Below are 22456 nucleotides of genomic sequence, written 5' to 3' on the forward strand. Positions count from 1 at the left end.
GTGGCCAAGTGGTGGAAGTCCGTGCGGGTCCGTGCTCTCGGGCTCCTCGTCGTCGGGCTGCTGGTGGGCGTTCTGGGCCTCCAGCTCGGCCACGACGCCCGGTGGGATCCGCAGTGGGTCTTCTCGGGGTGGGGGTTCGACGTCGTGGCGTGGTTGGCCGTCGGCGCCTGCCTGGTCGTCGGGGTGGCCTGCACTCTCGTCGGAACGGTCTGGGTCGTCTTCGCGGCTCCCGCGGTCAGGACGTCTCCGGGACGCGCGGGGCTGATCTTCGCCGGCTCGATTGCCTTCGGGCTGGTCGCTGTACTCACCGGGGTGTGGACGGATGGGGACATGCTCGCTCTCGTCGGTTCCGGCCGCCGAAGCGCACCCGCGTGGGTTCTGATCGTGCTGAGCCTCGTTCTGGCTCTGCCCGGCACTGTCGCCTCCGTGCGTTCGTACCTGCTCGGCCCGGACGGGTCGAGCCGGGGTTCAGACCCGAAGCCGTGAGCGGTGCGCCGCGTCTTCGACGAGGACGGCAAGCGCATCCGCGACGAGGACTAGTGGGCGTGCGCCGTCGCCGCGGCGCGCAGGGTGGCGATCTGCTCGGCGGGTTCGCCGCGGAAGACGCTGGAGCCCGCGACGAACGTGTCGGCGCCGGCCTCGGCCGCGATGACGATCGTGTCGGCGGTGATGCCGCCGTCGACCTGCAGCCAGACGTCGAGGCCGGTCTTCGTGACCGCTTCGCGCAGCAGTCCGAGCTTCGGCATCGTCGACTCGATGAAGCTCTGGCCGCCGAATCCGGGCTCGACGGTCATCACGAGCACCTGGTCGAACTCGGGCAGCAGCTCGAGGAACGGCTCCACGGGCGTGCCGGGCTTGATGGCGATTCCGGCCCGCGCGCCGATGTCGCGTAGCGTGCGGGCGAGCGAAACGGCGTCCTTCGCCGCTTCCGCGTGGAAGGTGACCGAGTAGGCGCCGAGTTCGGCGTAGCCCGGGGCCCAGCGGTCGGGGTCGTCGATCATCAGGTGCACGTCGAGCGGGATCGCCGAGAGCTCCTGCAGGCGCTCCGTCATGGCGAGACCGAACGTGAGGTTGGGCACGAAGTGGTTGTCCATGATGTCGACGTGCACGAGGTCGGCGGTGGAGATGCGGCCGAGTTCGCGCTCGAAGTTGGCGAAGTCGGCGGCGAGGATGCTGGGGTTGATGCGAACGGGCATTACTCGGCCTTACTGATCAGCTGGATGAACATTGCGTCGGTGCCGTGGCGGTGCGGCCAGAGCTGGGCGTGCAGGGATTCCGGCAGGTCGAGCTGCGACTCGGTGATCGTGCCGAGCACGGCGGGGGTGTCGACCCGCTCGATGGCGGACCCCCACTTCTTGATCGCGCCCTCGACGATGACCTTCGACTCGGCGAGGTGGGGCGAGCAGGTGACGTAGGCGAGGATGCCGCCGGGTTTGAGTGCCGCGATGGCGGCGTTCAGCAGGTTCGACTGCAGGCCGGAGAGATGTGCCACGTCCCGGGGCGACTTGCGCCAGCGGGCCTCGGGGCGGCGACGGAGCGCGCCGAGGCCGGTGCACGGGGCGTCGATGAGGATGCGGTCGAACTCCTCGGCGTGGTCGTCGCCGACGGTCGTGCCGTCGAGTTCCCAGACCACCGGGGCCGGTTCGAAGACGGCGAGGGCCTTGCGCACGAGTTCGGCGCGGGCGGGCACGACCTCGTTCGCGACGAGGGTCGCTCCGCCGACGGCGGCCTCGGCCGCGAGCAGGGCCGCCTTGCCGCCGGGGCCGGCGCACAGGTCGAGCCAGCGCTCGCCGGCGACGATCGGGCGGGAGCGGCTGAGCGCGAGGGCGGCGAGCTGGGATCCCTCGTCCTGCACGCGGGCGCGTCCGGTGCGGACGGCCTCGAGCTGGAGCGGGTCTCCCCCGTCGAGCGTCGCGCCGACCGGCGAGAAGGTGCTGGCGTAGGCGTCGAGTTCCTCGACCGTGGCGTTGCCGGGCAGGGCGACGAGGCTCACCCGCGGGGCGACGTTGTCGGCCTCGACCAGGTCGGCGATCTCGTCGGCGCGGCCCTCGGCGGCCAGCGCCGCGCGGAAGGCCCGGATGATCCAGACGGGGTGCGAGTGCAGGATGGCCAGGTGCTCGTCGTCGTTCTTCGCGGTGGCGAGGGCGCGTTCCTGCCACTCGTCGACGGTGCTGCGCGTGATCGTGCGCAGAACTCCGTTGACGAAGCCCGTGGCGGAGTTGGAACCGACGGTCTTGGCGAGCTGCACCGATTCGTCGACTGCGGCGTGCTGGGCGACCCGCATGCTCAGCAGCTGGTGGCAGGCGAGGCGGAGCACGTCGAGGATGGCGGGGTCGATCTTATCGACCGGGCGCCCGGCCGCGATGGAGATGACGACGTCGTAGTAGCCCTGGCGTCGCAGTGTGCCGTAGGTCAGCTCGGTGGCGAGTCCCGCGTCGGCCTCGGAGAGTTTGGCACGCTGCAGGCGCACGGGCAGGAGGAGGTTCGCGTAGGCGTCGGACTCGCGTACGGCGAGGATCACGTCGAGCGCGATGCGGCGCGCGGGCTGCACGGCGCTCATTCGGCGACCACCGCGGCGTCGGCGGGACGGCCACGCCACCAGTCGCCGGCCGCCATCGCCTTGCGGCCGGCGGGATGGACCGTGACGAGCTGCACGGGGTCGGTTGCGGTGCCTACGAGGATGATCTTGCCTTCCAGGGAAAAACGGCCGGGCTCGAGACGCGGGGCGTCGCGGGCGATGGCGGCGTCGAGGATTTTCAGCCGCGCGCCGTCGAGGGTGGTGAACGCACCGGGCTCGGGGGTGACGCCGCGGATCAGGTTGACCACGTCGTGGGCCGGCCGGGTGAAGTCGACGTTGCCGTCGGCGAGGGTGAGTTTGGGGGCGAGCGTGACGTCGCCGACCTGCGGTTCGGCGCGCGCGTCGCCGTCGGCGATCGCGTCGACCACGCGGGCGAGCAGTTCGGCGCCCGAGTCGGAGAGCGACGCGAGCAGGTGGCCGGCGGTCTCGTGCGACCCGATCGATTGGGTGAACTGGCCGAAGACGTCGCCCGCGTCGAGCTCGGGCACGAGCTGGAAGACCGTGGCACCGGTGAGGTCGTCGCCCGCGATGATGGAGCGCTGCACGGGGGCCGCGCCGCGCCAGCGGGGCAGGAGCGAGAAGTGCAGGTTGATCCAGCCGAGACGCGGTGCGCTGAGCAGGGGCTCGCGCACGAGTCCGCCGTACGCGACGATGACGCCCAGGTCGGGCTGCACCGCGGTGATGGCCTCGGTGGCGTCGCCGGCGAGCCGGTTGGCCTTGATGGTCGCGATACCGAGTTCATCGGCGAGGGCCGCGACGGGCGTGGGGGTGAGGATGCCGCGGCGCCCCTGCGGGGAGTCCTCGCGGGTGACCACGGCCGCCACCTCGTGCCGCGACGCGGCGAGGGTGGCGAGACTGGGCACGGCCGCCGCGGGGCTGCCGGCGAACACGAGGCGCAGGGAAGTCATTGGTTCATTCTCCCCCATCCGCGCATTGAGCTTGTCGAAATGCCGACGGGCGCCGACCGTCGCCGGATTTCGGCAGGCTCATTCCGCTCGCCGCTACTGCTCCAGGAACGGCTCCACGTCGTCGAGCCGCACCCGCAGGCTCACCGGGATCGGCCCGCGCGGCGCCTTGCCGATCGCGCGGCGCCGGTTGGCCGCCGAGCGCACGACTTCGGAGCGCAGGCCGCTCGCGATCTCGGCGCCGTGCGCGTAGTCGAAGCGCACGATCGTGCGCACTCCCCCGCCCTCGACGTCGACCGGCCCCAGGATGTCCGCACCCTCGACGTTGAGGGTGGCGATCGCGCCGGCCACGGCGTCGATCGTTCCGGTGACGGTCGCGACACGGACGGCGGGCGGGAAGCGCAGGGCGCGGCGGTCGGCGAGTTCGGCGCGCGCGAAGTCGGCCTGTCGCCAGGTCACGAAGGCGGAGGCCAGGGCGCCGCCGACCCCGACGAGCACGATCGGGGCGCGTCGGGCGGCGAGGGCGGCCGCGTTCGACCACCAGCGCAGGCAGTCCTCGGCGACGCGCAGGCTCTCGCGGGCGATCATGCTCTCGCCGTCGAGCAGCAGGACTGCCCGGTAGCCGCCCGCGGCGACGGGCTCGGCGCCGCGCGTGGCGATGACGAGCGCCGGTTCCGCGCCGACGGTGAGGATGGGGCGTTCGCCGTCGGCCACGATGATGCGCACGCCGGGGAAGGCCCGGCCCAGGTCTTCGGCCGTGCGCCCGGCGCCGGATCCGACGAAACGCAGGCGCTCGCCCTCGCAGTTGGAGCACTTCCAGTCGACGGCCAGCGCACCGCACCAGCCGCAGGCGGGCGTCGAGCGCGAGGTCTTTTGGCCGAGAGGCCCCTCGCACTTCATACAGCGCGCATTGCGCTTGCAGTCGGCGCAGGCGAGCCGCGGGGCGTACCCGGGGCGGGCGACCTGCACGAGGACGGGCCCGAACTCCAGCGCCGCCCTCGCCTCGCGCCACGCGGTCGACGGGATGCGTGCCTGCGCGGCGAGGCGGTCCTCCGACGACTGCTGGGCCGTCGGCACGATCTTCGGCAGCACGGCGGGCTGCGGGGCGAGCGAGCGCACCCAGCCGAGTTCGACCAGCCGTTCGACCTCGGTGCTGCGGGCGTGGCCGAAGAAGATCAGGGCGCTTCCCTGCAGCTCCTGCCGCACGAGTGCGGCGTCACGGGCGTGCACGTAAGGACTCAGCGGTTCGCTGTGCAGCGGGTCTCCGTCGTCCCAAATGCCGATCAGTCCGAGGTTCGCGGCGGGCGCGTAGACCACCGAGCGGTTGCCGATGATGACGACCGGGTCGTCGGAGAGGCAGCGCAGGAAGGCGCGGTACCGGTCGGGGTTCGACTGTCTGGCGTCGAGGCGCACGATGCGCTCGGCGGGCAGGATCGCGGCAAGGGCGGCGGCGAGCTGTTCCTGGTCGCGGTAGTCGGGGACGGCGAGGATCGCGGTCGCTCCGCCGGCGAGGGTCGCGGCGGCCGACGCTGCCATCGTGACGGCCCACTCGCCGACCCAGACGCCGGGTTCGACCTCGGCCACGAGCGGCACGGCGTCGATCGCGAGGCGGCCGCGCGCGGCGATCACGGTCTCCACCACTCCGCCGCCGTAGCCGTGGATCGGTGCCGGCGGCCTCAGCGCGGCGAGGGGTTCGGGAGACGCCGCGAGGTACGCCTTCTCGACCCGCACCTGACGCCCGGGCACCGCGAGGCGCACGATGTCGTTCGCGTTGCCGGCGGCGCGGTCGGCGGCCTTACGGGCGAGCGCCCAGACCTCGGGGGTGAGCACCGGGATGGTCGAGACGACTTCCTCCAGCTCGCTGAGCACACCCGTGTAGTCGCCGGGAGGCGCGATCTCGACGATGAAGCCGTCGGCGACCCGGCCGGCGGAGCGCAGCGGAACGCGCACGCGCACCCCGGGCACCGCGCTCTCGCGCAGTGACTCGGGAATGCCGTAGTCGAACAACCGGTCGAGCTGGGGCAGCGGTGAATCTATGAGCACCCGGGCCACGGATGCGGGGGTCATGGCTACAGCTTGGCCGCGCGGCGCAGCGCGTCGACGCGATCCAGGCGTTCCCAGGTGAAGTTGGGAAGCTCGCGGCCGAAGTGGCCGTAGGTCGACGTCTCGGCGTAGATGGGGCGCAGCAGGTCGAGTTCGCTGATGATCTTGCTCGGGCGCAGGTCGAAGACCGAGTTGATCGAGTCGATGATGGTGTCTTCGCTGACGTGGGCGGTGCCGAAGCTCTCGACGTAGAGGCCCACGGGCGCCGCCTTGCCGATGGCGTACGCCACCTGCACCTCGAGGCGGTCGGCGAGACCGGCGGCCACGGCGTTCTTGGCGACCCAGCGCAGCGCGTACGCGGCGGAACGGTCGACCTTCGAGGGGTCCTTGCCGCTGAAGGCGCCGCCGCCGTGACGGGATGCCCCGCCGTAGGTGTCGACGATGATCTTGCGGCCGGTGAGGCCGGCGTCGCCCTGCGGTCCGCCGATGTGGAAGACGCCGGTGGGGTTGATCAGGATGCGCACGTTGTTCGAGTCGAGCGCGATGGTCGACAGCACGGGGCGGATGACGAGCTCCTCGATCTGCGCGCGCAGTTCGGTCGTACCGATCGACGGCGAATGCTGCGTGGAGACGACGACCGTCTCGACCGTGCGTGGGACGGCGCCGTCGTAGCCGATGGTGACCTGGGTCTTGCCGTCGGGGCGCAGGTAGTCGACGAGTCCGGACTTGCGCACGAAGGCGAGCCGCTCGGCAAGGCGGTGCGCCAGCCAGATCGGCAGCGGCATGAGCTCGGGGGTCTCGGTCGTGGCGTAGCCGAACATGATCCCCTGGTCGCCGGCACCTTGGAGGTCGTCGAGGTCGCCGCTCGACTCTTCGCGGGTCTCTTGCGCGTGGTCGACACCGGCCGCGATGTCGGGCGACTGTCCGCCGATCGACACCGAGACTCCGCAGGAACGGCCGTCGAACCAGACGTCGGACGAGTTGTAGCCGATGTCGGAGATGCGCTTGCGCACGATCGTGGGGATGTCGACGTAGCCGCTCGTGGTCACCTCGCCGGCGACGTGCACGAGGCCGGTGGTGACCAGGGTCTCGACCGCGACGCGGGCGTGCGGGTCGACCTCGAGGAGGGCGTCGAGAATACTGTCGGAGATCTGGTCGCAGATCTTGTCGGGGTGGCCCTCGGTCACGGATTCCGACGAGAAAAGACGCAGTGCGGTACTCATTGATTAGCCTCTGGCTGGGTGCTGACGGGTATTTACGAGCGGGTGGTGAATGGACGAGAGCGCGCGGCTCAGGTCAACAGATCGAGGATAGGAGCAGCCACCGACGTCTTACTCCCGGCGGCCTCGCCCACTATAACGCCGGCCGCATCGAGGATGATGATGGCGTTACCGTCTGTGGCAAAACCCTCGGTCCAGCCCACCCTGTTGAGGACGAGATAGTCGGCGCCCTTGCGCGCGGCCTTTGCCCGGCCGAGTTCGACGAGCGCCTCGCGGTCCTCGGCGGTCTCGGCCGCGAAGCCGACGATGATCTGGCCTTCACGCCGCGACTCGACCAGCCCGCGCAGGATGTCGGGGTTCTTGACGAGCGTGAGCTGCAGGGTGTCGCCCTGCGTCTCCTTCTTGATCTTGCTCTGCGCCACGGTCTCGGGCCGGTAGTCGGCGACGGCGGCAGCCATGACGACGACGTCGGCGCCGGGGGCCGCAGCGGTGACCGCAGCCTCGAGTTCGAGGGTCGACGACACGTCGACGACGTGGAGACCCGTGGATGCCGCGGGCCGCACTTCGAGGTTGGCGCCGATCAGCGTGACGTCCGCACCGCGCGCGGCAGCCGCCAGGGCGATGGCGAGGCCCTGCTTGCCGCTCGACCGGTTGCCGATGAAGCGCACAGGGTCGAGGGCCTCGCGCGTGCCTCCGGCCGTGACGACGATGCGTTTGCCCGCGAGGTCTTTGACGGTCACCACGGAGAGCGCGGCGGCGACGATATCGTCGGGCTCGCTCATCCGCCCCGGCCCGCTGTCGGCGCCGGTGAGCTGTCCGACCGCCGGGCCGACCACGTGCACGCCGCGGGAGCGCAGCGTGGCGATGTTGGCGGCCGTGGCGGGGTTCTGCCACATCTCGGTGTGCATCGCCGGAGCGATGACGACGGGAGCGGTCGACGCGAGCAGGGTGTTGCCGAGCAGGTCGTCGGCGATGCCGGCCGCGAATTTCGCGATCGAGTTGGCCGTGGCCGGGGCGATGACGATGAGGTCGGCCGCCTGGCCGATGGCCACGTGGCGCACCTGCGCGACACCCTCGTAGAGGTCGGTGTTCACCGGGTTGCGGCTGATCGCCTCGAGTGTGGGCTTGCCGACGAACTTCAGCGCCGCCTCGGTCGCGATGACGTGCACGTCGTGCCCGGCGAGAACCAGGGCACGAACGACAGCGACCGCCTTGTACGCCGCTATACCGCCGGTGATACCGACGACGACGTTCAAGACGGTCACTGGAGGAACGGGCTTATTCGCCGCTGAGGCGCTTGAGCTCGAGCTTGTCGTTGTTGATCTCGCGCAGCGCGACCGACAGGGGCTTGTCCTCGATGGTCGAGTCGACGAGCGGTCCGACGTTGTCGAAGAGGCTTCCTTCGTGCAGGTCGGCGTAGTAGTTGTTGATCTGGCGCGCGCGCTTCGAAGCGAAGATCACGAGCTGGTACTTGGAGTCGACCTTCGACAGCAGTTCGTCGATGGGCGGGTCAATGATTCCGCTGTTCTTGTCAGCCATTAGTGCTCCTTTGTAGGGGAAATAGGGAAAGTGGGCGTGCGCGACCCTCAGTGGGAAATCGGCACTGCCATCAACTCTACGACTTCCCGGGCCGCTTCGCTGACGTCGTGGTTGACGACCTTGACGTCGAACTCGTCCTGCGCGGCCATTTCGACCTTCGCGGTCTCGAGTCGGCGCGACTGTTCGGCGGCGTCCTCGGTGCCCCGGCCGATGAGCCGGCGCACCAGTTCTTCCCACGTCGGAGGGAGCAGGAAGACGAGGATCGCCTCCGGCATCGCCTGCCGCACGAGCCGTGCTCCCTGCAGATCGATCTCGAGCAGTACGCGCCGTCCGGCTGCCAGTGCTTCGTCGATCGGGGGCCGCGGAGTGCCGTATCTGTAGGAGTTATGCACGGTCGCCCACTCGAGCAGTTCTCCCGCGGCGATCTTGCGGTCGAACTCCTCGTCGCTGACGAAGTAGTAGTGCACACCGTCGACCTCGCCGGGGCGGGGCGAGCGCGTTGTCGCCGAGACGCTGAGCAGCACGTCGGGGTAGTTCTCGCGGATATACGCCGAGACCGTGCCCTTGCCGACCGCCGTCGGACCGGCCAGAACGACCAATCTCGCCGGCTCGCCGCCCGCGCGTGTCACGAGGTACTCGCGCAGCTTGACGCGCTGCCGTGAGCCGAGCCCGCCGACGCGCTTGCGGTCGGAGATCGCGAGGGTGTCCATGAGCTTGGCGACCCGGGTCGGGCCGAGCGTGGGGATGCTGGTCAGCAGTTCGGTGACGCGCAGGGTGGCTTCCGCGCTGGCGGGGTCGTTCCAGCCCGTTTCGGCGACGTCGAGCGCGGTGCGCGAGCGGTCGGCGACAGAGTTCTTCACCGCGGCACGGGCACGACGGGCGGCAACGGCCGCCTTGGCCGCCGCGACGCGGTCGACCTCGGGCGGTGCGGGTCGCGGGCTCATGCGAACGCCTCGGCGATCTCGCGGGACTGCGTCTCGACGGCGTCGGCGATTCCGGACGGACCGGCCGCCAGAATGCTGCGCGAGGCGCTCACGATGACATTGCCGGATGCCGCTCCGAACAGCGTGGTCGCGTCGGAGACGAGAGCGCCCTGGTGGCCGAAGCCGGGCGCGAGGATCGGCGTGGTCGACAGCGCTCCGGCGGTGATGCCGTAGTCCGCGAGGCCGACGGTGGCGCCGATGACGACGCCGGTCGATCCGAGGCCGCTGGGGCCCGCAGTGGTTTCAGAAGTGTTCCAGTCGTGCACGTCTCCGACGATACTCGCCGCCACCGACTGTCCGGTATCGACGACAGCACGCTGCAACAGGGCCGCCTCGGGGTTCGAGGTGGCCGCGAGCACGAACAGTCCTTTGCCGCCGGCGAGGGCGAGCTCGTGCGGCGCGCGGATCGAACCCACGCCCTGGAACGCGCTGATCGTCATGGCGTCGGACTCGAGCGGCGACCCGGGCGTGAGCCACGCCTCGCCGTATGCCTCGACGCTCGTGCCGACGTCGCCGCGCTTGACGTCGGCGATCACGAGCAGCCCCGCGGCGCGGGCCGCGGCCAGGACGTCCTCGAGAGCGGCGTACCCCGCGGACCCGTGGCGCTCGTAGAACGCCACCTGCGGCTTGATGATCGCGGCCCGGCCGTGCGCTGCCTCGACCACGCGCAGGCCGAAGTCCCGCACACCGGCGGCGGAGTCGGCGAGCTGCCACTCCCCCAGCAGGTAGCTGTGCGGGTCGATGCCCACGCAGAGCCTGCCGGAGGAGACGAACGCCTCCGCGAGCCGGGTGCCGAAACTCACGGTCATACGTTCGCCAGGCGCTCTGCGCGGTCGATCGCGTAGTCCTGCAGCGATCGCACGTCGAAGGGCTCGCGCACGGCCTCGAACGACGCGACCGCCGCGGCGAGCTGCGCGATGGTGGTGAACAGCGGCTTGTCGGCCGCGACCGTGGCGGTGCGGATCTCGTAGCCGTCCGCGCGCGCGCTGCGTCCGCTCGGCGTATTGATCACGACATCCACTTCGCCCTGGTTGATCAGGTCGACGATGGTCGGTTCGCCCTCGACGTGCACCTGGCCCTGGAAGTACTTCCGCACGATCCGCGCGGGGATGCCGTTGCGGCTGAGGATCTCGGCCGTTCCCTCGGTGGCGAGGATCTCGAAGCCGAGCTGGCTCATGCGCAGCATCGGCAGGATGATCGCGCGCTTGTCGCGGTCGGCGACGGAGACGAAGACACTGCCCGAGTTCGGGAGTCCGCCGTACGCGGCCTCCTGGCTCTTGGCGAACGCCTTGGGGAAGTCGCGGTCGATTCCCATGACCTCGCCGGTGGAGCGCATCTCCGGGCCGAGCACGGAGTCGACGACGTGACCCTCCTTGGTGCGGAAGCGCTTGAAGGGCAGCACGGCCTCCTTGACGGCCACCGGCGAGTCCATCGGCACGACCGAGCCGTCCTGCGCGGGCAGGAGTCCCGAGTCGACGAGCGAGCGGATGCTCTCGCCGACCATCACGAGTGCGGCAGCCTTCGCGAGCGGGATGCCGAGCGCCTTGGAGACGAACGGCACGGTGCGGCTGGCGCGCGGGTTGGCCTCGAGCACGTAGAGGATTCCCTGGCCGATGGCGAACTGCACGTTGAGCAGGCCGCGCACGCCGATGCCCTGGGCGATGCCGAGGGTGGCGGTGCGCACGCGGTCGATGACGTCGCGGCCGAGCGTGACGGGCGGCAGCGTGCAGGCCGAGTCGCCGGAGTGCACACCGGCCTCCTCGATGTGCTCCATGATGCCGCCGATGTACAGCTCTTCGCCGTCGTAGAGGGCGTCGATGTCGATCTCGATGGCGTCGTCGAGGAATCGGTCGACGAGCAGCGGCGAACCGGGCTCGATGATGACGATGTCCTTGACGCGCTCGAAGTAGTCGAACAGCGACTCGGTGTCGTAGACGATCTCCATGCCGCGGCCGCCGAGAACGTGCGACGGACGCACGAGCACCGGGTAGCCGATGTTCTCGGCGATGGCGACGGCCTCGGCCACGTTCGTGGCGGTGCCGTTCTTCGGCGAGATGAGCGAGGCGTCCTCGAGGATCTTCGAGAACAGACCGCGCTCCTCGGCGAGGTCGATCGCCTCGGGCGTCGTGCCGAGGATCGGAACGCCGGCGTCCTTGAGGCCCTGGGCGAGACCGAGGGCGGTCTGGCCGCCGAGCTGCACGACGACGCCGACGAGCTCGCCGCTCTGGCTCTCGGCGTGCACGATCTCGAGCACGTCCTCGAGGGTCAGCGGCTCGAAGTAGAGCCGGTCGCTCGTGTCGTAGTCGGTGGAAACCGTCTCGGGGTTGCAGTTGATCATGATCGTCTCGAACCCGGCGTCGCTGAGAGCGAAGCTCGCGTGCACGCAGGAGTAGTCGAACTCGATGCCCTGGCCGATGCGGTTGGGTCCGGAGCCGAGGATGATGACCTTGCGGCGGTCGCTGGGGCGCACCTCGGTCTCGACGTCGTAGCTCGAGTAGTGGTACGGCGTGAGGGCCGGGAATTCGCCGGCGCAGGTGTCGACCGTCTTGAAGACCGGGCGCACATTCAGGCCGTAGCGGATGGCGCGCACGGCGGCCTCGTCGAGCCCGCGGATCTCGCCGATCTGGGCGTCGCTGAAGCCGTGGTCTTTCGCGTAGCGGAAGGTGGCCTCGTCCAGGTTCTCGGCCGCGTAGACGGCGGCGGCGACCTCGTTGATCAGCACGATCTGGTCGATGAACCAGGGGTCGATCTTGGTGGCCTCGAAGACCTCCTCGGCCGTGGCGCCGGCGACGAGCGCCTGCTGCACGGTGACGATGCGGCCGTCGGTGGGCACGCTGGCGAGTTCGAGCAGGGCGGCTTTGTCGCGCTGCTCGTAGCGCCAGTGGAAGGAGGATCCGCGCTTCTCGAGCGAGCGCAGCGCCTTCTGCAGGGCGGTGGAGAAGTTGCGGCCGAACGCCATCGCCTCGCCGACCGACTTCATGGTGGTGGTGAGCGTGGTGTCGGCGGCGGGGAACTTCTCGAAGGCGAAGCGGGGCACCTTGACGACCACGTAGTCGAGCGTGGGCTCGAAGCTGGCCGGGGTGACCTTGGTGATGTCGTTGTCGATCTCGTCGAGACGGTAGCCGATGGCGAGCTTCGCGGCGATCTTGGCGATCGGGAAGCCCGTCGCCTTCGAGGCGAGGGCCGACGAGCGCGAGACGCGCGGGTTCATCTCGATGACGATGACGCGGCCGTTGGCCGGGTCGATCGCGAACTGGATGTTGCAGCCGCCGGTGTCGACGCCCACGGCACGGATGATGTCGATGCCGATGTCGCGCAGGTTCTGGTACTCGCGGTCGGTGAGGGTGAGGGCGGGGGCGACGGTGATCGAGTCGCCGGTGTGGACTCCCACGGGGTCGACGTTCTCGATCGAGCAGACGACGACCGTGTTGTCGGCGGTGTCGCGCATGAGCTCGAGCTCGTACTCCTTCCAGCCCATGATGCTCTCCTCGAGCAGCACCTCGGTGGTGGGGCTCTGGTGCAGGCCGTCGCCGACCATGCGGACGAGCTCCTCGCGGTCGTAGGCGAAGCCTGACCCGAGTCCGCCCATGGTGAAGGACGGGCGGATCACGAGCGGGTAACCGAGGTCTTCCGCGAACTCGACGGCCTCGTCCACGGTGTGCGCGATGTAGCTCTTCGCGACATCCGCCCCCGCATCGAGCACGAGCTGCTTGAAGATCTGGCGGTCCTCGCCCTTGTTGATCGCCTCGAAGTTGGCGCCGATCAGTTCGACGTCGTACTTCTCGAGGATGCCGTGGTTGTGCAGGTCGATCGCGGCGTTGAGCGCGGTCTGGCCGCCGAGCGTCGGCAGGATCGCGTCGGGCTTCTCCTTGGCGATGATGGTCTCGATGACCTGCCAGGTGATCGGCTCGATGTAGGTGGCGTCGGCGAAGTCCGGGTCGGTCATGATGGTCGCAGGGTTCGAGTTGACGAGGATGACGCGCACGCCCTCTTCGCGGAGGACGCGGCATGCCTGCGTTCCCGAGTAGTCGAACTCGGCCGCCTGGCCGATCACGATGGGGCCGGAACCGATGACCAGTACCGACGTGATGTCTTCCCTCTTGGGCATTAGTTGTTTCCTTCAGTGCTGGTTGCCTGCTTCGCGAGAACGAGGTCGCGGAAGCGGTCGAAGAGGTAGTTGGAGTCGTGGGGGCCGGCGGCGGCCTCCGGGTGGTACTGCACGCTGAACGCGGGGATGTCGAGGGCGTTGAGGCCTTCGACGACGTTGTCGTTGAGGTTGACGTGGCTCACCTCGACGAGCCCGAAGCCGGCGGGCGACTCGGTGGGTTCGCCGATGGGCGCGTCGACCGCGAAACCGTGGTTGTGGCTGGTGATCTCGGTGCGGCCGGTTCCGACGTCGACGACCGGCTGGTTGATTCCGCGGTGGCCGAACGGGAGCTTGTAGGTGCCGAAGCCGAGGGCGCGGCCGAGCAACTGGTTGCCGAAGCAGATGCCGAAGAACGGGAGTCCTTCGCGCAGGATGCCCTGCAGCAGTTCGACGTGCTGGTCGGAGGCACCGGGGTCGCCCGGGCCGTTCGAGTAGAAGGCGCCGACCGGGTTGATGGCGAGCACCTCCTCGAGCGAGACGCTCTGCGGCAGGACGTGCACGTCGAAGCCGCGCTGCGACAGGTAGGTGAGCGTGGAGGTCTTGACGCCGAGGTCGAGGACCGCGAGGTTGCCGATCTTCTCGCCGATGGCCTCGACGACGTACGCCTCCTGGGTGGAGACTTCGCCGGAGAGGTTGAGGCCGCGCATGTCGCGGCCGGCGCGCACGATCTCGAGCTGCTCGTCGTCGCTGAGCTCGAGGTCGGTGCCCGAGAAGATGCCCGAGCGCATGGCGCCCGAGTCACGCAGGCGGCGGGTGATGGCGCGGGTGTCGACGCCGCTGATGCCCACGACGTTCTGCTCGACGAGGTCGTCGTCGAGGGTGCGCTGCGAGCGGAAGTTGGAGACGACGCGGGAGGGGTCGCGCACGATGAATCCGGCGACCCAGATGCGGCTCGACTCGAGGTCTTCGTCGTTCATGCCGGTGTTGCCGATGTGCGGCGCGGTCATGAGCACGATCTGGCCCGCGTAGCTCGGGTCGGTGAGGGTCTCCTGGTAGCCGGTCATGCCGGTGGCGAAGACAGCCTCGCCGAGCGAGCGGCCGAGGGCGCCGTAGGCGCGGCCGGTGTAGCGGGTGCCGTCCTCGAGGACGAAGACGGCGGGGGTGGGAATGCTCGTCACTTCGAGTCCCTTTCTGTTGGTTCCGGACGGAGGGGGCTGAGGGTTGCGAGGGCGGCGATGAAGCCCTCGGGGTCGTTCACGCGGAAGTAGCTTTCGACCGAGGACTCGGCGAGGCCCCAGCGGATCATGGTGAGGCCGTCGGGCTCGACGACGCGGTCGATGGTCCAGGTGGCACGCTCGACGGCGGTGATGTCGCCGGCCGGGATGAAGGTGTCGAGCTGCCCCGCGATCGGGATGACGACCCCGGCGCGAGAGACCTGCACGTCGGTCTTCGCCCGGAAGCCGAGGCCGCGCACGGCCACCCGGTTGAGGCGGTCGCCGGTGAGCGTGGTCGAGACGTAGTAGCCGGGGAACGACCCGAGCCGCTCGCCCAGGTCGGCCGGGGGCTGCTGCGGGGCGGCGAGGGCGCTCTGTCGTCGCTTGCGGGCACGCCAGCCGAGGGCGAGCAGCGCGAGAGCGAGAACCAGGAAGGCGATGACGAGCGTCGCCGAGAGTTGCTTATCCACGCGGCGCACCGGCCTGGGCGGCGACCTCGGCCGCGTCGACGAGTTCGCCGTCGAGCACGGTCGCGTAGCCGTCGTGGATCGTCGCGATGACCTGGCCCGGCAGCGTGCGCGACAGGTAGGGCGAGTTGATGCTCTTGCCGTGCAGGTGCTCGACGCCGAACTCGCGGCTCGCCGAGGCGTCGTACAGGGTGAAGTTCGCGTGGCTGCCGACGGCGAAGGCGGTGTCGTACCCGGCCAGGCGTCCGATCTCTGCCGGCTTCGAGGAGAGCACGCGTGCGACATCCTCGAAAGACAGGTAGCCGGTGTCGACGACCGCCGCCTGCACGACGCTCAGCGCCGACTCGAGTCCGACCATCCCGTTGGCGGCCTCGTCCCAGGCGCACTCCTTGGCTTCGAGCGGGTGCGGGGCGTGGTCGGTGGCGACGATGTCGATGGTCCCGTCGGCGAGGGCCTCGCGCAGGGCGAGCACGTCCTCGTCGCGGCGCAGCGGCGGGTTGACCTTGAAGCGCGAGTCGTAGCCGCGCACGAGCTGCTCGGTGAGCAGCAGGTGGTGGGGGGTGACCTCGGCCGTGACGTCGATGCCGCGGGCCTTCGCCCAGCGGATGACGTCGACGCTGCCGGCGGTGGAGAGGTGGCAGATGTGCAGGCGCGCTCCGACGTGCTGGGCGAGCAGCACGTCGCGGGCGATGATCGACTCTTCGGCGACGGCGGGCCAGCCGGCGAGTCCGAGTTCGCTCGACAGCGCGCCCTCGTTCATCTGGGCGCCCTCGGTGAGGCGCGGGTCCTGCGCGTGCTGGGCGATGACGCCGTCGAAGGTCTTCACGTACTCGAGTGCGCGGCGCATGAGCAGCGGGTCCGAGACGCAGATGCCGTCGTCGGAGAAGACGCGCACGGAGGCGCGCGAACCGGCCATGGCGCCGATCTCGGAGAGGGCTTTTCCGGCGAGGCCGACGGTGACGGCGCCGATGGGGCGCACGGTCACGTAGCCGTGCTCGGCACCGAGCGACGCGACCTGCTCGACGACGCCGGCGGTGTCGGAGACGGGGCTGGTGTTCGCCATCGCGAACACGCTCGTGAAACCGCCGATGGCGGCGGCGCGGGAGCCGGTGAGCACCGTCTCGCTCTGCTCGAACCCGGGCTCGCGGAGGTGGGTGTGCAGGTCGACGAGGCCGGGCAGAGCGGTGAGGCCCGCGGCGTCGACGACGGTGGCGCCCGTCGACGAGAGGCCGGAACCGGTCTCGGTGATGGTGCCGCCCTCGACGAGGAGGTCGGTGGTGGTTCCGTTCGGCAGCGTTGCGCCCTGGATAAGGATGGTCATATTTCTCACAACTCCGCAGTTCCGGACAGCAGCAGGTACAAGACCGCCATCCTTATCGACACCCCGTTGGCAACCTGCTCCAGCACCGTCGACTGTGCGGAGTCGGCGGCCTTCGCAGAGATTTCCAGACCGCGGTTCATCGGTCCGGGATGCATAACCAGACTAGCCGCCGGCAGTGCTTCGAGCCGCGCGTCGTCGAGCCCCCACTGCCGCGCGTACTCGCGGGCGTTGGGGAAGAACGCGGCGTGCATCCGCTCGCCCTGGATGCGCAGCATCATCACCACGTCGGGCTTCGCGGCGATGGCGGCGTCGAGGTCGTAGCCGATGGTGACCGGCCAGTCGGCGATACCGAGCGGCACGAGCGTGGCGGGCGCGACGAGGTGCACCCGGGCACCGAGCGTCGTGAGCAGCCAGACGTTCGAGCGGGCAACACGAGAGTGCAGGATGTCGCCGACGATCGTCACGCTCACACCGTCGAGGTCCTTGCCCCGGGCAGCCGCGCCGTGCAGACGACGGCGGATCGTGAACGCGTCGAGCAGGGCCTGCGTGGGGTGCTCGTGGGTGCCGTCGCCCGCGTTGACGATGCCGGCGTCGATCCAGCCGCTCTGCGCGAGCACGCTCGGTGCGCCCGAGGCGGAGTGGCGGACGACGACCGCGTCGGCGCCCATCGCGGCGAGGGTCTGCGCGGTGTCTTTCAGGCTCTCGCCCTTGGAGACGCTCGAGCCCTTGGCGCTGAAGTTGATCACGTCGGCGCTCAGGCGTTTGGCGGCGGCCTCGAACGAGATGCGCGTGCGCGTGGAGTCTTCGAAGAAGAGGTTGACGACGGTCTTGCCGCGCAGCGCCGGAAGCTTCTTGATCTCGCGTCCGGCGACATCCGCCATGTCTTCGGCGACGTCGAGTATCCCGATCGCCTCGTCGCGGGTCAGGTCCTTGGTGGAGAGGAGGTGCCTCACGCGTCGCTCCCGTCGTCGATGGTGATCTCGTCGATGCCGTCGACCTCGACGAGGCGCACATTGATGCGCTCGCTCGTGGCGGTGGGCAGGTTCTTGCCGACGAAGTCGGCCCGGATGGGCAGCTCGCGGTGGCCCCGGTCGACGAGGGCGGCGAGGCGCACGGCACGCGGGCGGCCGATGTCGTTGAGGGCGTCGAGGGCGGCCCGGATGGTGCGGCCGGAGTAGAGCACGTCGTCGACGAGCACGACCGTCTTGCCGTCGATACCGCCGGCGGGGATCTGCGTGGGGCTCGGCGCGCGGGTGGGGTTCTTCGACAGGTCGTCGCGGTACATGGTGACGTCGAGGAACCCGACGGTGCCGCTGCCCGGCTCGATGCTGTCGAGGATGTCGCCGATGCGACGGGCGAGCACGATGCCGCGCGTCGGGATGCCGAGGAGGACGAGATCGCTGGCTCCGCGATTGGACTCCAGGATCTCGTGGGAGATGCGGGTCAACGCTCGGGTGATGTCAGCCGATTGCAGCACGAGGCGTGCAGTCATTCTGACCTCCTTCCCCGCCTCTCTGGACGGAACTTAAAGGAAATCTGTTTCACCCCAGCATAGCGGGTACGTCGTACACCTCGACGCCCGCCGCGACGGCCGCTTCCCGGTAGGCGGCTCCGAGGGACGCGGCCGTCTCGTGCGCGTTCAGCCCGCTCGGGTTGGGAACCACCCAGAGCCGGGCTCCGCCGAGGGTGTCGTGCTGCGGCCCCACGGCGGTCTTCCTCCGGTCGAACGCGACCCGGTAGGCGGTGACGCCGAGCATGGCGACGACCCTCGGCTGGAGTTCGGCGACCCGGGCCTCGAGCAGCACGGCGCCCTCGCGCAGTTGCTCCGTGGTCAGCTCGTCCGCGCGCCGCGTCGCCGCAGCGACCAAGCTGGTGATGCCCACGCCCCGGTCGTAGAGGTGCCGACGGTCGTCGTCGCTCAGCCCCGCCGACGCGTCGATCACCCGGTCGGTGATGCCGGCGCGGTACAGCGCCGGGTAGAACCGGTTGCCGCGCAGGGCGAACGGCGCCTGGACGGCGACGGTGTGCAGCCCGGGGTTGATGCCGACGAAGAGCAACTTGACCATCGGGCCGACGGTGTCGGGAAGCGTGCGGCCGTAGAGGGCGGCGATTTCTTCCGCCGAATAGCCCATCAGCCGAGCCTCAGCACGGCCTGTACCGGCTCGTGGTCGGAGGGTGCGGCGCCGTCGAAGCGCACGGCGTTGATGCCCATCGCCGTCACCTCGACGCCTCCCCCGACGAGCAGCCAGTCGATGCGCTTGCCGCCGACCTTCGGCGGCCGGTAGTTCGAGAAGGTGGTCCAGTCCTCCGACAGCCGGCGCTGCGGCATCAGCCAAGCGTCGACGAGGCCCGCTTCGTGGGTGAGTTGGCGGTACGGGGCAGAGTGGATGCCCGCGTTGGCGTCGCCCGTGAGGATCACCGGACCGCTCCCCTGCGCTATCAACCGGGTGAGCTGCTTGGCCGACTGCAGCCGGGCCGCGCTGGACTGGTGGTCGAAGTGCGTGTTGAACGAGCGGAAGGCGATGCCCGTGGCACGGTCGCGGAACTCGGCCGCGACCACGAGCCTCGGCACGCGGTTGCCCCACCCGCGGGAACCGGGGACGTCGGGCGTCGCGGACAGCGCGAACTGCCGCCAGCCGAGCAGGTCGAGCCGGCGCGAGTCGTAGAAGACCGGGCACCCCTCGCCGGTCGTGTTGGGGTTGCGGCCGTAGCCGATGCGCCGGTAGTCGGGGCCGAGGGCTTCGCCGACGAACCGCGCCTGGTCGAGCAACGCCTCCTGCACACCGAGCAGCGCGGGTTGTTCGACACGGAGCACGCGGGCGAGGAGGTGCTTGCGGCGGGACCAGTTGTCCCGGCTGCGGGGCGGGAGCCGCGTCATCCGTCGTCTGATGTTGTAGGTCATGACGTGCAGGGCGGGCGGTGGCACGTGGCCGATGAACGCGATGTCCGTCATCTGCCCAGCGTAGGTGCCGTGGCGCGCGGGCGTAGCATTGCGACTCAGGGCGGCCGCGCGGCCGGCCGGACCGGGAGCCGACAGACCATGAGTACCGTCACGCCATCGACAGCCGAGTTCGACGCGTTCGGCCCGTGGATCGACGAGGTGCGCACCGCGGAGGACGTGCCGCCGCTGTACCGGGCGCACCACATCGACTTCGAGACCGCGCGGATGGTGCTCAAGTTCCCCCGTGACATCAGCCGGCGCGACGCCACCCCGCAGATGGACCTGTACGACCACCTGCTGATCGCCGAGACCGACCGGCTCACCGTGCTGAGCCGCACCGCCACTCGCTACTCGCAGACCTCGGTCGACTACGGCGATATCGCGGTCATGACGGAGTGGGCGAATCTGCTGGACGCCGAGCTCCGGATCGACACGGTGCTGGGCGAGACGGTCGTGGTGGCGTTCAACGGGACCTCGCGGGACAGGATCGTCGAGCTCGTCGACCTGCTGCGCGGGCTGGGGCTCGTGACACGCGCGGCGAAGGAGACTCGGCTGCCGCCGATCGCGGGTGCGCTCGAACTGGACGACCTCGGCAAGAAGGACTCGCTGTTCGTGACGTCGTTCCGCGACCGGCAGCGGCGGGAGCCCGGAATCGCTCTGCTCGCCGCACACGGCCGCGTGACGGTGACCCGTCGTGGCGGCTTCCTGTCGAGGATCGCCGACCTGGTGTTCCCCGTCACACTGCACGGGGCGCTCGTCTGCGCCTCCCCCACCGAGCTGCAGATACTGTCGCGCCGACACTGGCTCGTGCGCGGCGGCACGCCGGAGCTGTCGTCGGCCCGCACCGTGCTGCCCCTCGATCTGCTGCACAGCGTGAGGTCGGAAGAGCACCCGCGCTACGCGGGAGCGTCCACCGTCACGCTGCGTGTGGGCGGCGCCATGCTCGCGGTCGTGATGCCGACGGGGTCGCCGGCCGAGAAGACCCTCCGGGCGCTCGGCAGCCGCTGAGGCTTCCCCGGCCCCCTGCCGGTTTCGGAAATTCAGGAAGACCTTACGCACAACGGCCCGTGACCACCCCGATGAGGGGCGGCCACGGGCCGAATTCCTGAATTTCCACCATGCCGCGCGGGGTGGCGACACGGGTGGGGTCAGGCGCGGGTTTGGGCGATGCGGCCGAGCAGGCCGTTGATGAAGCCCGACGAGTCCTCGGTGCTGAGCACCGTGGCGGCCTCGACGGCCTCGGAGATCGCGACGCCGTCGGGGATCTGCTCGTTGAACAGGATCTCCCAGATGCCGATGCGCACGATGGCGCGGTCGACGGCGGGCATGCGGTTGATGGTCCAGCCCTGGGCGTAGGTCTCGATGAGCTCGTCGATCTCGTCGCCGTGCTCGGTGATCCCGACGACGATCTCCCGGGCGTACGGCCACGACGACCCGCGCTTGGGGTCGGCGTCGGCGCGCGCCTGTTCGACGGCGAGGGCCGCGTTGATCGATTCTTCGCGGATGTCTGCCCCGTAGAGCAGGTCGAGGGCGCGCTTGCGCGCCTTGGTACGAGCACTCATGTAACCGGTACCGCCTAGTCGGTGACGCGGCCGAGGTAGCTGCCGTCGCGCGTGTCGACCTTGACCTTGGTGCCGATGTCGAGGAACAGGGGAACCTGGATCTCGTAGCCGGTCTCGACGGTGGCGGGCTTGGTGCCGCCGGTCGAGCGGTCGCCCTGCAGGCCGGGCTCCGTGTAGGTGATGAGAAGAGTGACGGATGCCGGGAGCTCGACGTACAGCGGAGACTCGTTGTGCAGCGCGATCGTGACGTTCTGGTTCTCGAGCATGAAGTTCACCGCGTCGCCGACCTGGGGCGCCGTCAGGGTGATCTGGTCGTAGTTGCCGAGGTCCATAAACACGAAGTTCTCGCCGTCGGCGTACAGGTACTGGAAGTCGGCGCGGTCGACGGTCTCGGTCTCGATCTTCGCACCGGCGTTGAACGTGCGGTCGACGACCTTGCCGCTCATGACGTTCTTGACCTTGGTGCGCACGAAGGCGCCGCCCTTGCCCGGCTTGACGTGCTGGAAGTCGATGACGGTCCACAGCTGGCCATCCATGTTGAGAACGACGCCGTTCTTGATGTCAGAGGTAGAAGCCATGCGAAAACTGTCCGTTCAGATTGGGAGAAAGAATTCGGTCGCGGACCGCGATCTGGCGCGGTCAAACGGAACCGAGCAGCCAGTCTACCGGCAACGCGGCTACCGTGCGCGAGGCTCAGGCCGAGCCGAGGATGCGCGCCCGGGCGGCGGCGTGTTCTGCCTCGCTGATGGCCCCGGCCGCGAGGAGGGTGTCGATCTCGGCGAGGCGCTCGGCCATGGGTCGGTCCGGCGCGAGCATCTCGCTGTTCATCACCTTCGCGGCGAGGTCGGTCTGCAGCGTCAGCGGGTCGAGCCCGGCCTGACGCGCACGCGCCCCGTTGCGGATGACGGAGTAGATGACGAAGACGAATGCCGCCACGATCGCGATGGCGATTACGACGAAAACGACGCTGAACATCGATGGGCTCGAAGAGTTAACCATCATTCGACCCTAGGGCGACGGGCACGAGAACACGAGCGCTTCACAGGAAAGCACAGAAAACCGGGTGGCCGGCCGCGTGCCGGCTACCCGGTCCGGGGTTACGCGCGAGCACTTCCCCGCTTCGGCACGAGCGCCGTGATCGCCCAGCCGAAGAGCGCCACCAGCACGCCGACGCCCATCGCGAAGGCGGCGACGCCGAACGACACCACCGAGGTGAACAGCGACGCGCGCAGGAACGAGGCGTTCATGACCGTCGCCCGCACCGGGTCGTCCTGCTCGAGCTCGGCGTAGGTGAGACCGTCGCTCGCCTCGAGCGCGTGGTGGTTGATGACGGTGGCCTGGGCGTAGGCGCTGAGCGGACCCACGACCGGGGCGCCGGCCATGAAATCGGCGTCGTCGGAGACGGTGATCGACTCCGCGGCGAGCTGACTGCTCACCGCGCCCCAGGCGACGCCACCGCCGATGATCATGACAGCACCGCCGATGATGCCGACGAGTCCGATGAGACGGAGGGCGGTCGCTCGGGGGGCGGTCGCGGGGGCGGTGCGGACGGTGGTGCTGGCTGGTGCGGTCATGGTGAGACCTGACTTCCACGGA

At 69.7% G+C, this 22456-nt stretch carries 23 protein-coding genes; 2 read left to right on the top strand and 21 right to left on the bottom strand.

Annotated features, from left to right (window positions below):
• Complete coding sequence (locus HD599_RS07610; protein ID WP_184235507.1) at positions 1-486, top strand: hypothetical protein; 486 nt, start codon at positions 1-3, stop codon at positions 484-486.
• Between the two features lie 50 nt (positions 487-536).
• On the opposite strand, the gene rpe is transcribed toward HD599_RS07610, so the two are convergent.
• From rpe to HD599_RS07695, 17 genes are all read right to left on the bottom strand, one after another.
• On the bottom strand, positions 537-1196 hold the full coding sequence (gene rpe / locus HD599_RS07615) for a ribulose-phosphate 3-epimerase (RefSeq protein WP_184235510.1): 660 nt from the start codon (positions 1194-1196) through the stop codon (positions 537-539).
• The gene (locus tag HD599_RS07620; RefSeq protein ID WP_184235513.1) at positions 1196-2560 is read right to left on the bottom strand and encodes an RsmB/NOP family class I SAM-dependent RNA methyltransferase; all 1365 of its coding nucleotides are present in this window, start codon (positions 2558-2560) and stop codon (positions 1196-1198) included. The genes rpe and HD599_RS07620 overlap by 1 nt, the downstream gene beginning before the upstream one ends.
• Positions 2557-3477 (bottom strand): methionyl-tRNA formyltransferase, encoded by a 921-nt coding sequence (gene fmt / locus HD599_RS07625; RefSeq protein WP_184240446.1) that lies wholly within the window; start codon positions 3475-3477, stop codon positions 2557-2559. The genes HD599_RS07620 and fmt overlap by 4 nt, the downstream gene beginning before the upstream one ends.
• A gap of 102 nt (positions 3478-3579) precedes the next feature.
• Positions 3580-5550: a primosomal protein N' family DNA-binding protein gene (locus HD599_RS07630; RefSeq protein WP_184235516.1), complete on the bottom strand. Its 1971-nt coding sequence runs from the start codon at positions 5548-5550 to the stop codon at positions 3580-3582.
• 2 nt (positions 5551-5552) lie between these two features.
• Complete coding sequence (gene metK / locus HD599_RS07635; protein WP_184235519.1) at positions 5553-6749, bottom strand: methionine adenosyltransferase; 1197 nt, start codon at positions 6747-6749, stop codon at positions 5553-5555.
• A 68-nt stretch (positions 6750-6817) separates the two neighbouring features.
• Positions 6818-8002 carry a bifunctional phosphopantothenoylcysteine decarboxylase/phosphopantothenate--cysteine ligase CoaBC gene (gene coaBC, locus HD599_RS07640; protein ID WP_184240448.1) on the bottom strand — a complete coding sequence of 395 codons (1185 nt, stop codon included), beginning with the start codon at positions 8000-8002 and terminating at the stop codon, positions 6818-6820.
• 22 nt (positions 8003-8024) lie between these two features.
• Positions 8025-8285: a DNA-directed RNA polymerase subunit omega gene (rpoZ, locus tag HD599_RS07645; RefSeq protein ID WP_184235522.1), complete on the bottom strand. Its 261-nt coding sequence runs from the start codon at positions 8283-8285 to the stop codon at positions 8025-8027.
• A 47-nt stretch (positions 8286-8332) separates the two neighbouring features.
• Entirely contained in the window at positions 8333-9229 is an 897-nt protein-coding gene (gene gmk, locus HD599_RS07650) for a guanylate kinase (protein ID WP_184235525.1), read from the bottom strand.
• Positions 9226-10077, bottom strand: a complete 852-nt coding sequence (gene pyrF, locus HD599_RS07655) for an orotidine-5'-phosphate decarboxylase (protein ID WP_184235528.1) — start codon at positions 10075-10077, stop codon at positions 9226-9228. Before pyrF ends, gmk begins: the two co-directional genes overlap by 4 nt.
• Positions 10074-13376 carry a carbamoyl-phosphate synthase large subunit gene (gene carB / locus HD599_RS07660; protein ID WP_184235531.1) on the bottom strand — a complete coding sequence of 1101 codons (3303 nt, stop codon included), beginning with the start codon at positions 13374-13376 and terminating at the stop codon, positions 10074-10076. Before carB ends, pyrF begins: the two co-directional genes overlap by 4 nt.
• Positions 13376-14533, bottom strand: coding sequence for a glutamine-hydrolyzing carbamoyl-phosphate synthase small subunit (gene carA, locus HD599_RS07665; RefSeq protein WP_184235534.1), 1158 nt, complete (start codon positions 14531-14533; stop codon positions 13376-13378). The genes carB and carA overlap by 1 nt, the downstream gene beginning before the upstream one ends.
• On the bottom strand, positions 14530-15039 hold the full coding sequence (locus tag HD599_RS17960; protein WP_184235537.1) for a PH-like domain-containing protein: 510 nt from the start codon (positions 15037-15039) through the stop codon (positions 14530-14532). The genes carA and HD599_RS17960 overlap by 4 nt, the downstream gene beginning before the upstream one ends.
• Entirely contained in the window at positions 15032-16357 is a 1326-nt protein-coding gene (locus HD599_RS07675) for a dihydroorotase (RefSeq protein WP_184235539.1), read from the bottom strand. The genes HD599_RS17960 and HD599_RS07675 overlap by 8 nt, the downstream gene beginning before the upstream one ends.
• Before the next feature lie 5 nt (positions 16358-16362).
• Positions 16363-17310, bottom strand: coding sequence for an aspartate carbamoyltransferase catalytic subunit (locus HD599_RS07680; RefSeq protein ID WP_184235542.1), 948 nt, complete (start codon positions 17308-17310; stop codon positions 16363-16365).
• Positions 17307-17849: a bifunctional pyr operon transcriptional regulator/uracil phosphoribosyltransferase PyrR gene (gene pyrR, locus HD599_RS07685; RefSeq protein ID WP_184235545.1), complete on the bottom strand. Its 543-nt coding sequence runs from the start codon at positions 17847-17849 to the stop codon at positions 17307-17309. Before pyrR ends, HD599_RS07680 begins: the two co-directional genes overlap by 4 nt.
• Positions 17850-17898: 49 nt before the next feature.
• Positions 17899-18489, bottom strand: a complete 591-nt coding sequence (locus tag HD599_RS07690) for a mismatch-specific DNA-glycosylase (RefSeq protein ID WP_184235548.1) — start codon at positions 18487-18489, stop codon at positions 17899-17901.
• Positions 18489-19310 (bottom strand): endonuclease/exonuclease/phosphatase family protein, encoded by an 822-nt coding sequence (locus tag HD599_RS07695; RefSeq protein ID WP_184235551.1) that lies wholly within the window; start codon positions 19308-19310, stop codon positions 18489-18491. Before HD599_RS07695 ends, HD599_RS07690 begins: the two co-directional genes overlap by 1 nt.
• 87 nt (positions 19311-19397) lie before the next feature.
• On the opposite strand from HD599_RS07695, the gene HD599_RS07700 reads away from it, so the two are divergent.
• Positions 19398-20306, top strand: coding sequence for a hypothetical protein (locus HD599_RS07700; RefSeq protein ID WP_184235554.1), 909 nt, complete (start codon positions 19398-19400; stop codon positions 20304-20306).
• 140 nt (positions 20307-20446) lie between these two features.
• Here HD599_RS07700 and nusB read toward each other — a convergent pair whose 3' ends face one another.
• The 4 genes from nusB to HD599_RS07720 all read right to left on the bottom strand — a co-directional run bounded on the left by nusB (position 20447) and on the right by HD599_RS07720 (position 22434).
• The gene (gene nusB, locus HD599_RS07705; protein ID WP_184235557.1) at positions 20447-20860 is read right to left on the bottom strand and encodes a transcription antitermination factor NusB; all 414 of its coding nucleotides are present in this window, start codon (positions 20858-20860) and stop codon (positions 20447-20449) included.
• A 14-nt stretch (positions 20861-20874) separates the two neighbouring features.
• Positions 20875-21438 carry an elongation factor P gene (efp, locus tag HD599_RS07710; protein ID WP_184235560.1) on the bottom strand — a complete coding sequence of 188 codons (564 nt, stop codon included), beginning with the start codon at positions 21436-21438 and terminating at the stop codon, positions 20875-20877.
• A 115-nt stretch (positions 21439-21553) separates the two neighbouring features.
• Positions 21554-21859 carry an SHOCT domain-containing protein gene (locus tag HD599_RS07715; RefSeq protein WP_184235563.1) on the bottom strand — a complete coding sequence of 102 codons (306 nt, stop codon included), beginning with the start codon at positions 21857-21859 and terminating at the stop codon, positions 21554-21556.
• 98 nt (positions 21860-21957) lie between these two features.
• Complete coding sequence (locus HD599_RS07720; RefSeq protein WP_184235566.1) at positions 21958-22434, bottom strand: aromatic ring-opening dioxygenase LigA; 477 nt, start codon at positions 22432-22434, stop codon at positions 21958-21960.
• Positions 22435-22456: the final 22 nt, after the last annotated feature.

The organism is Conyzicola lurida (assembly GCF_014204935.1).
GTDB lineage: Bacteria > Actinomycetota > Actinomycetes > Actinomycetales > Microbacteriaceae > Conyzicola > Conyzicola lurida.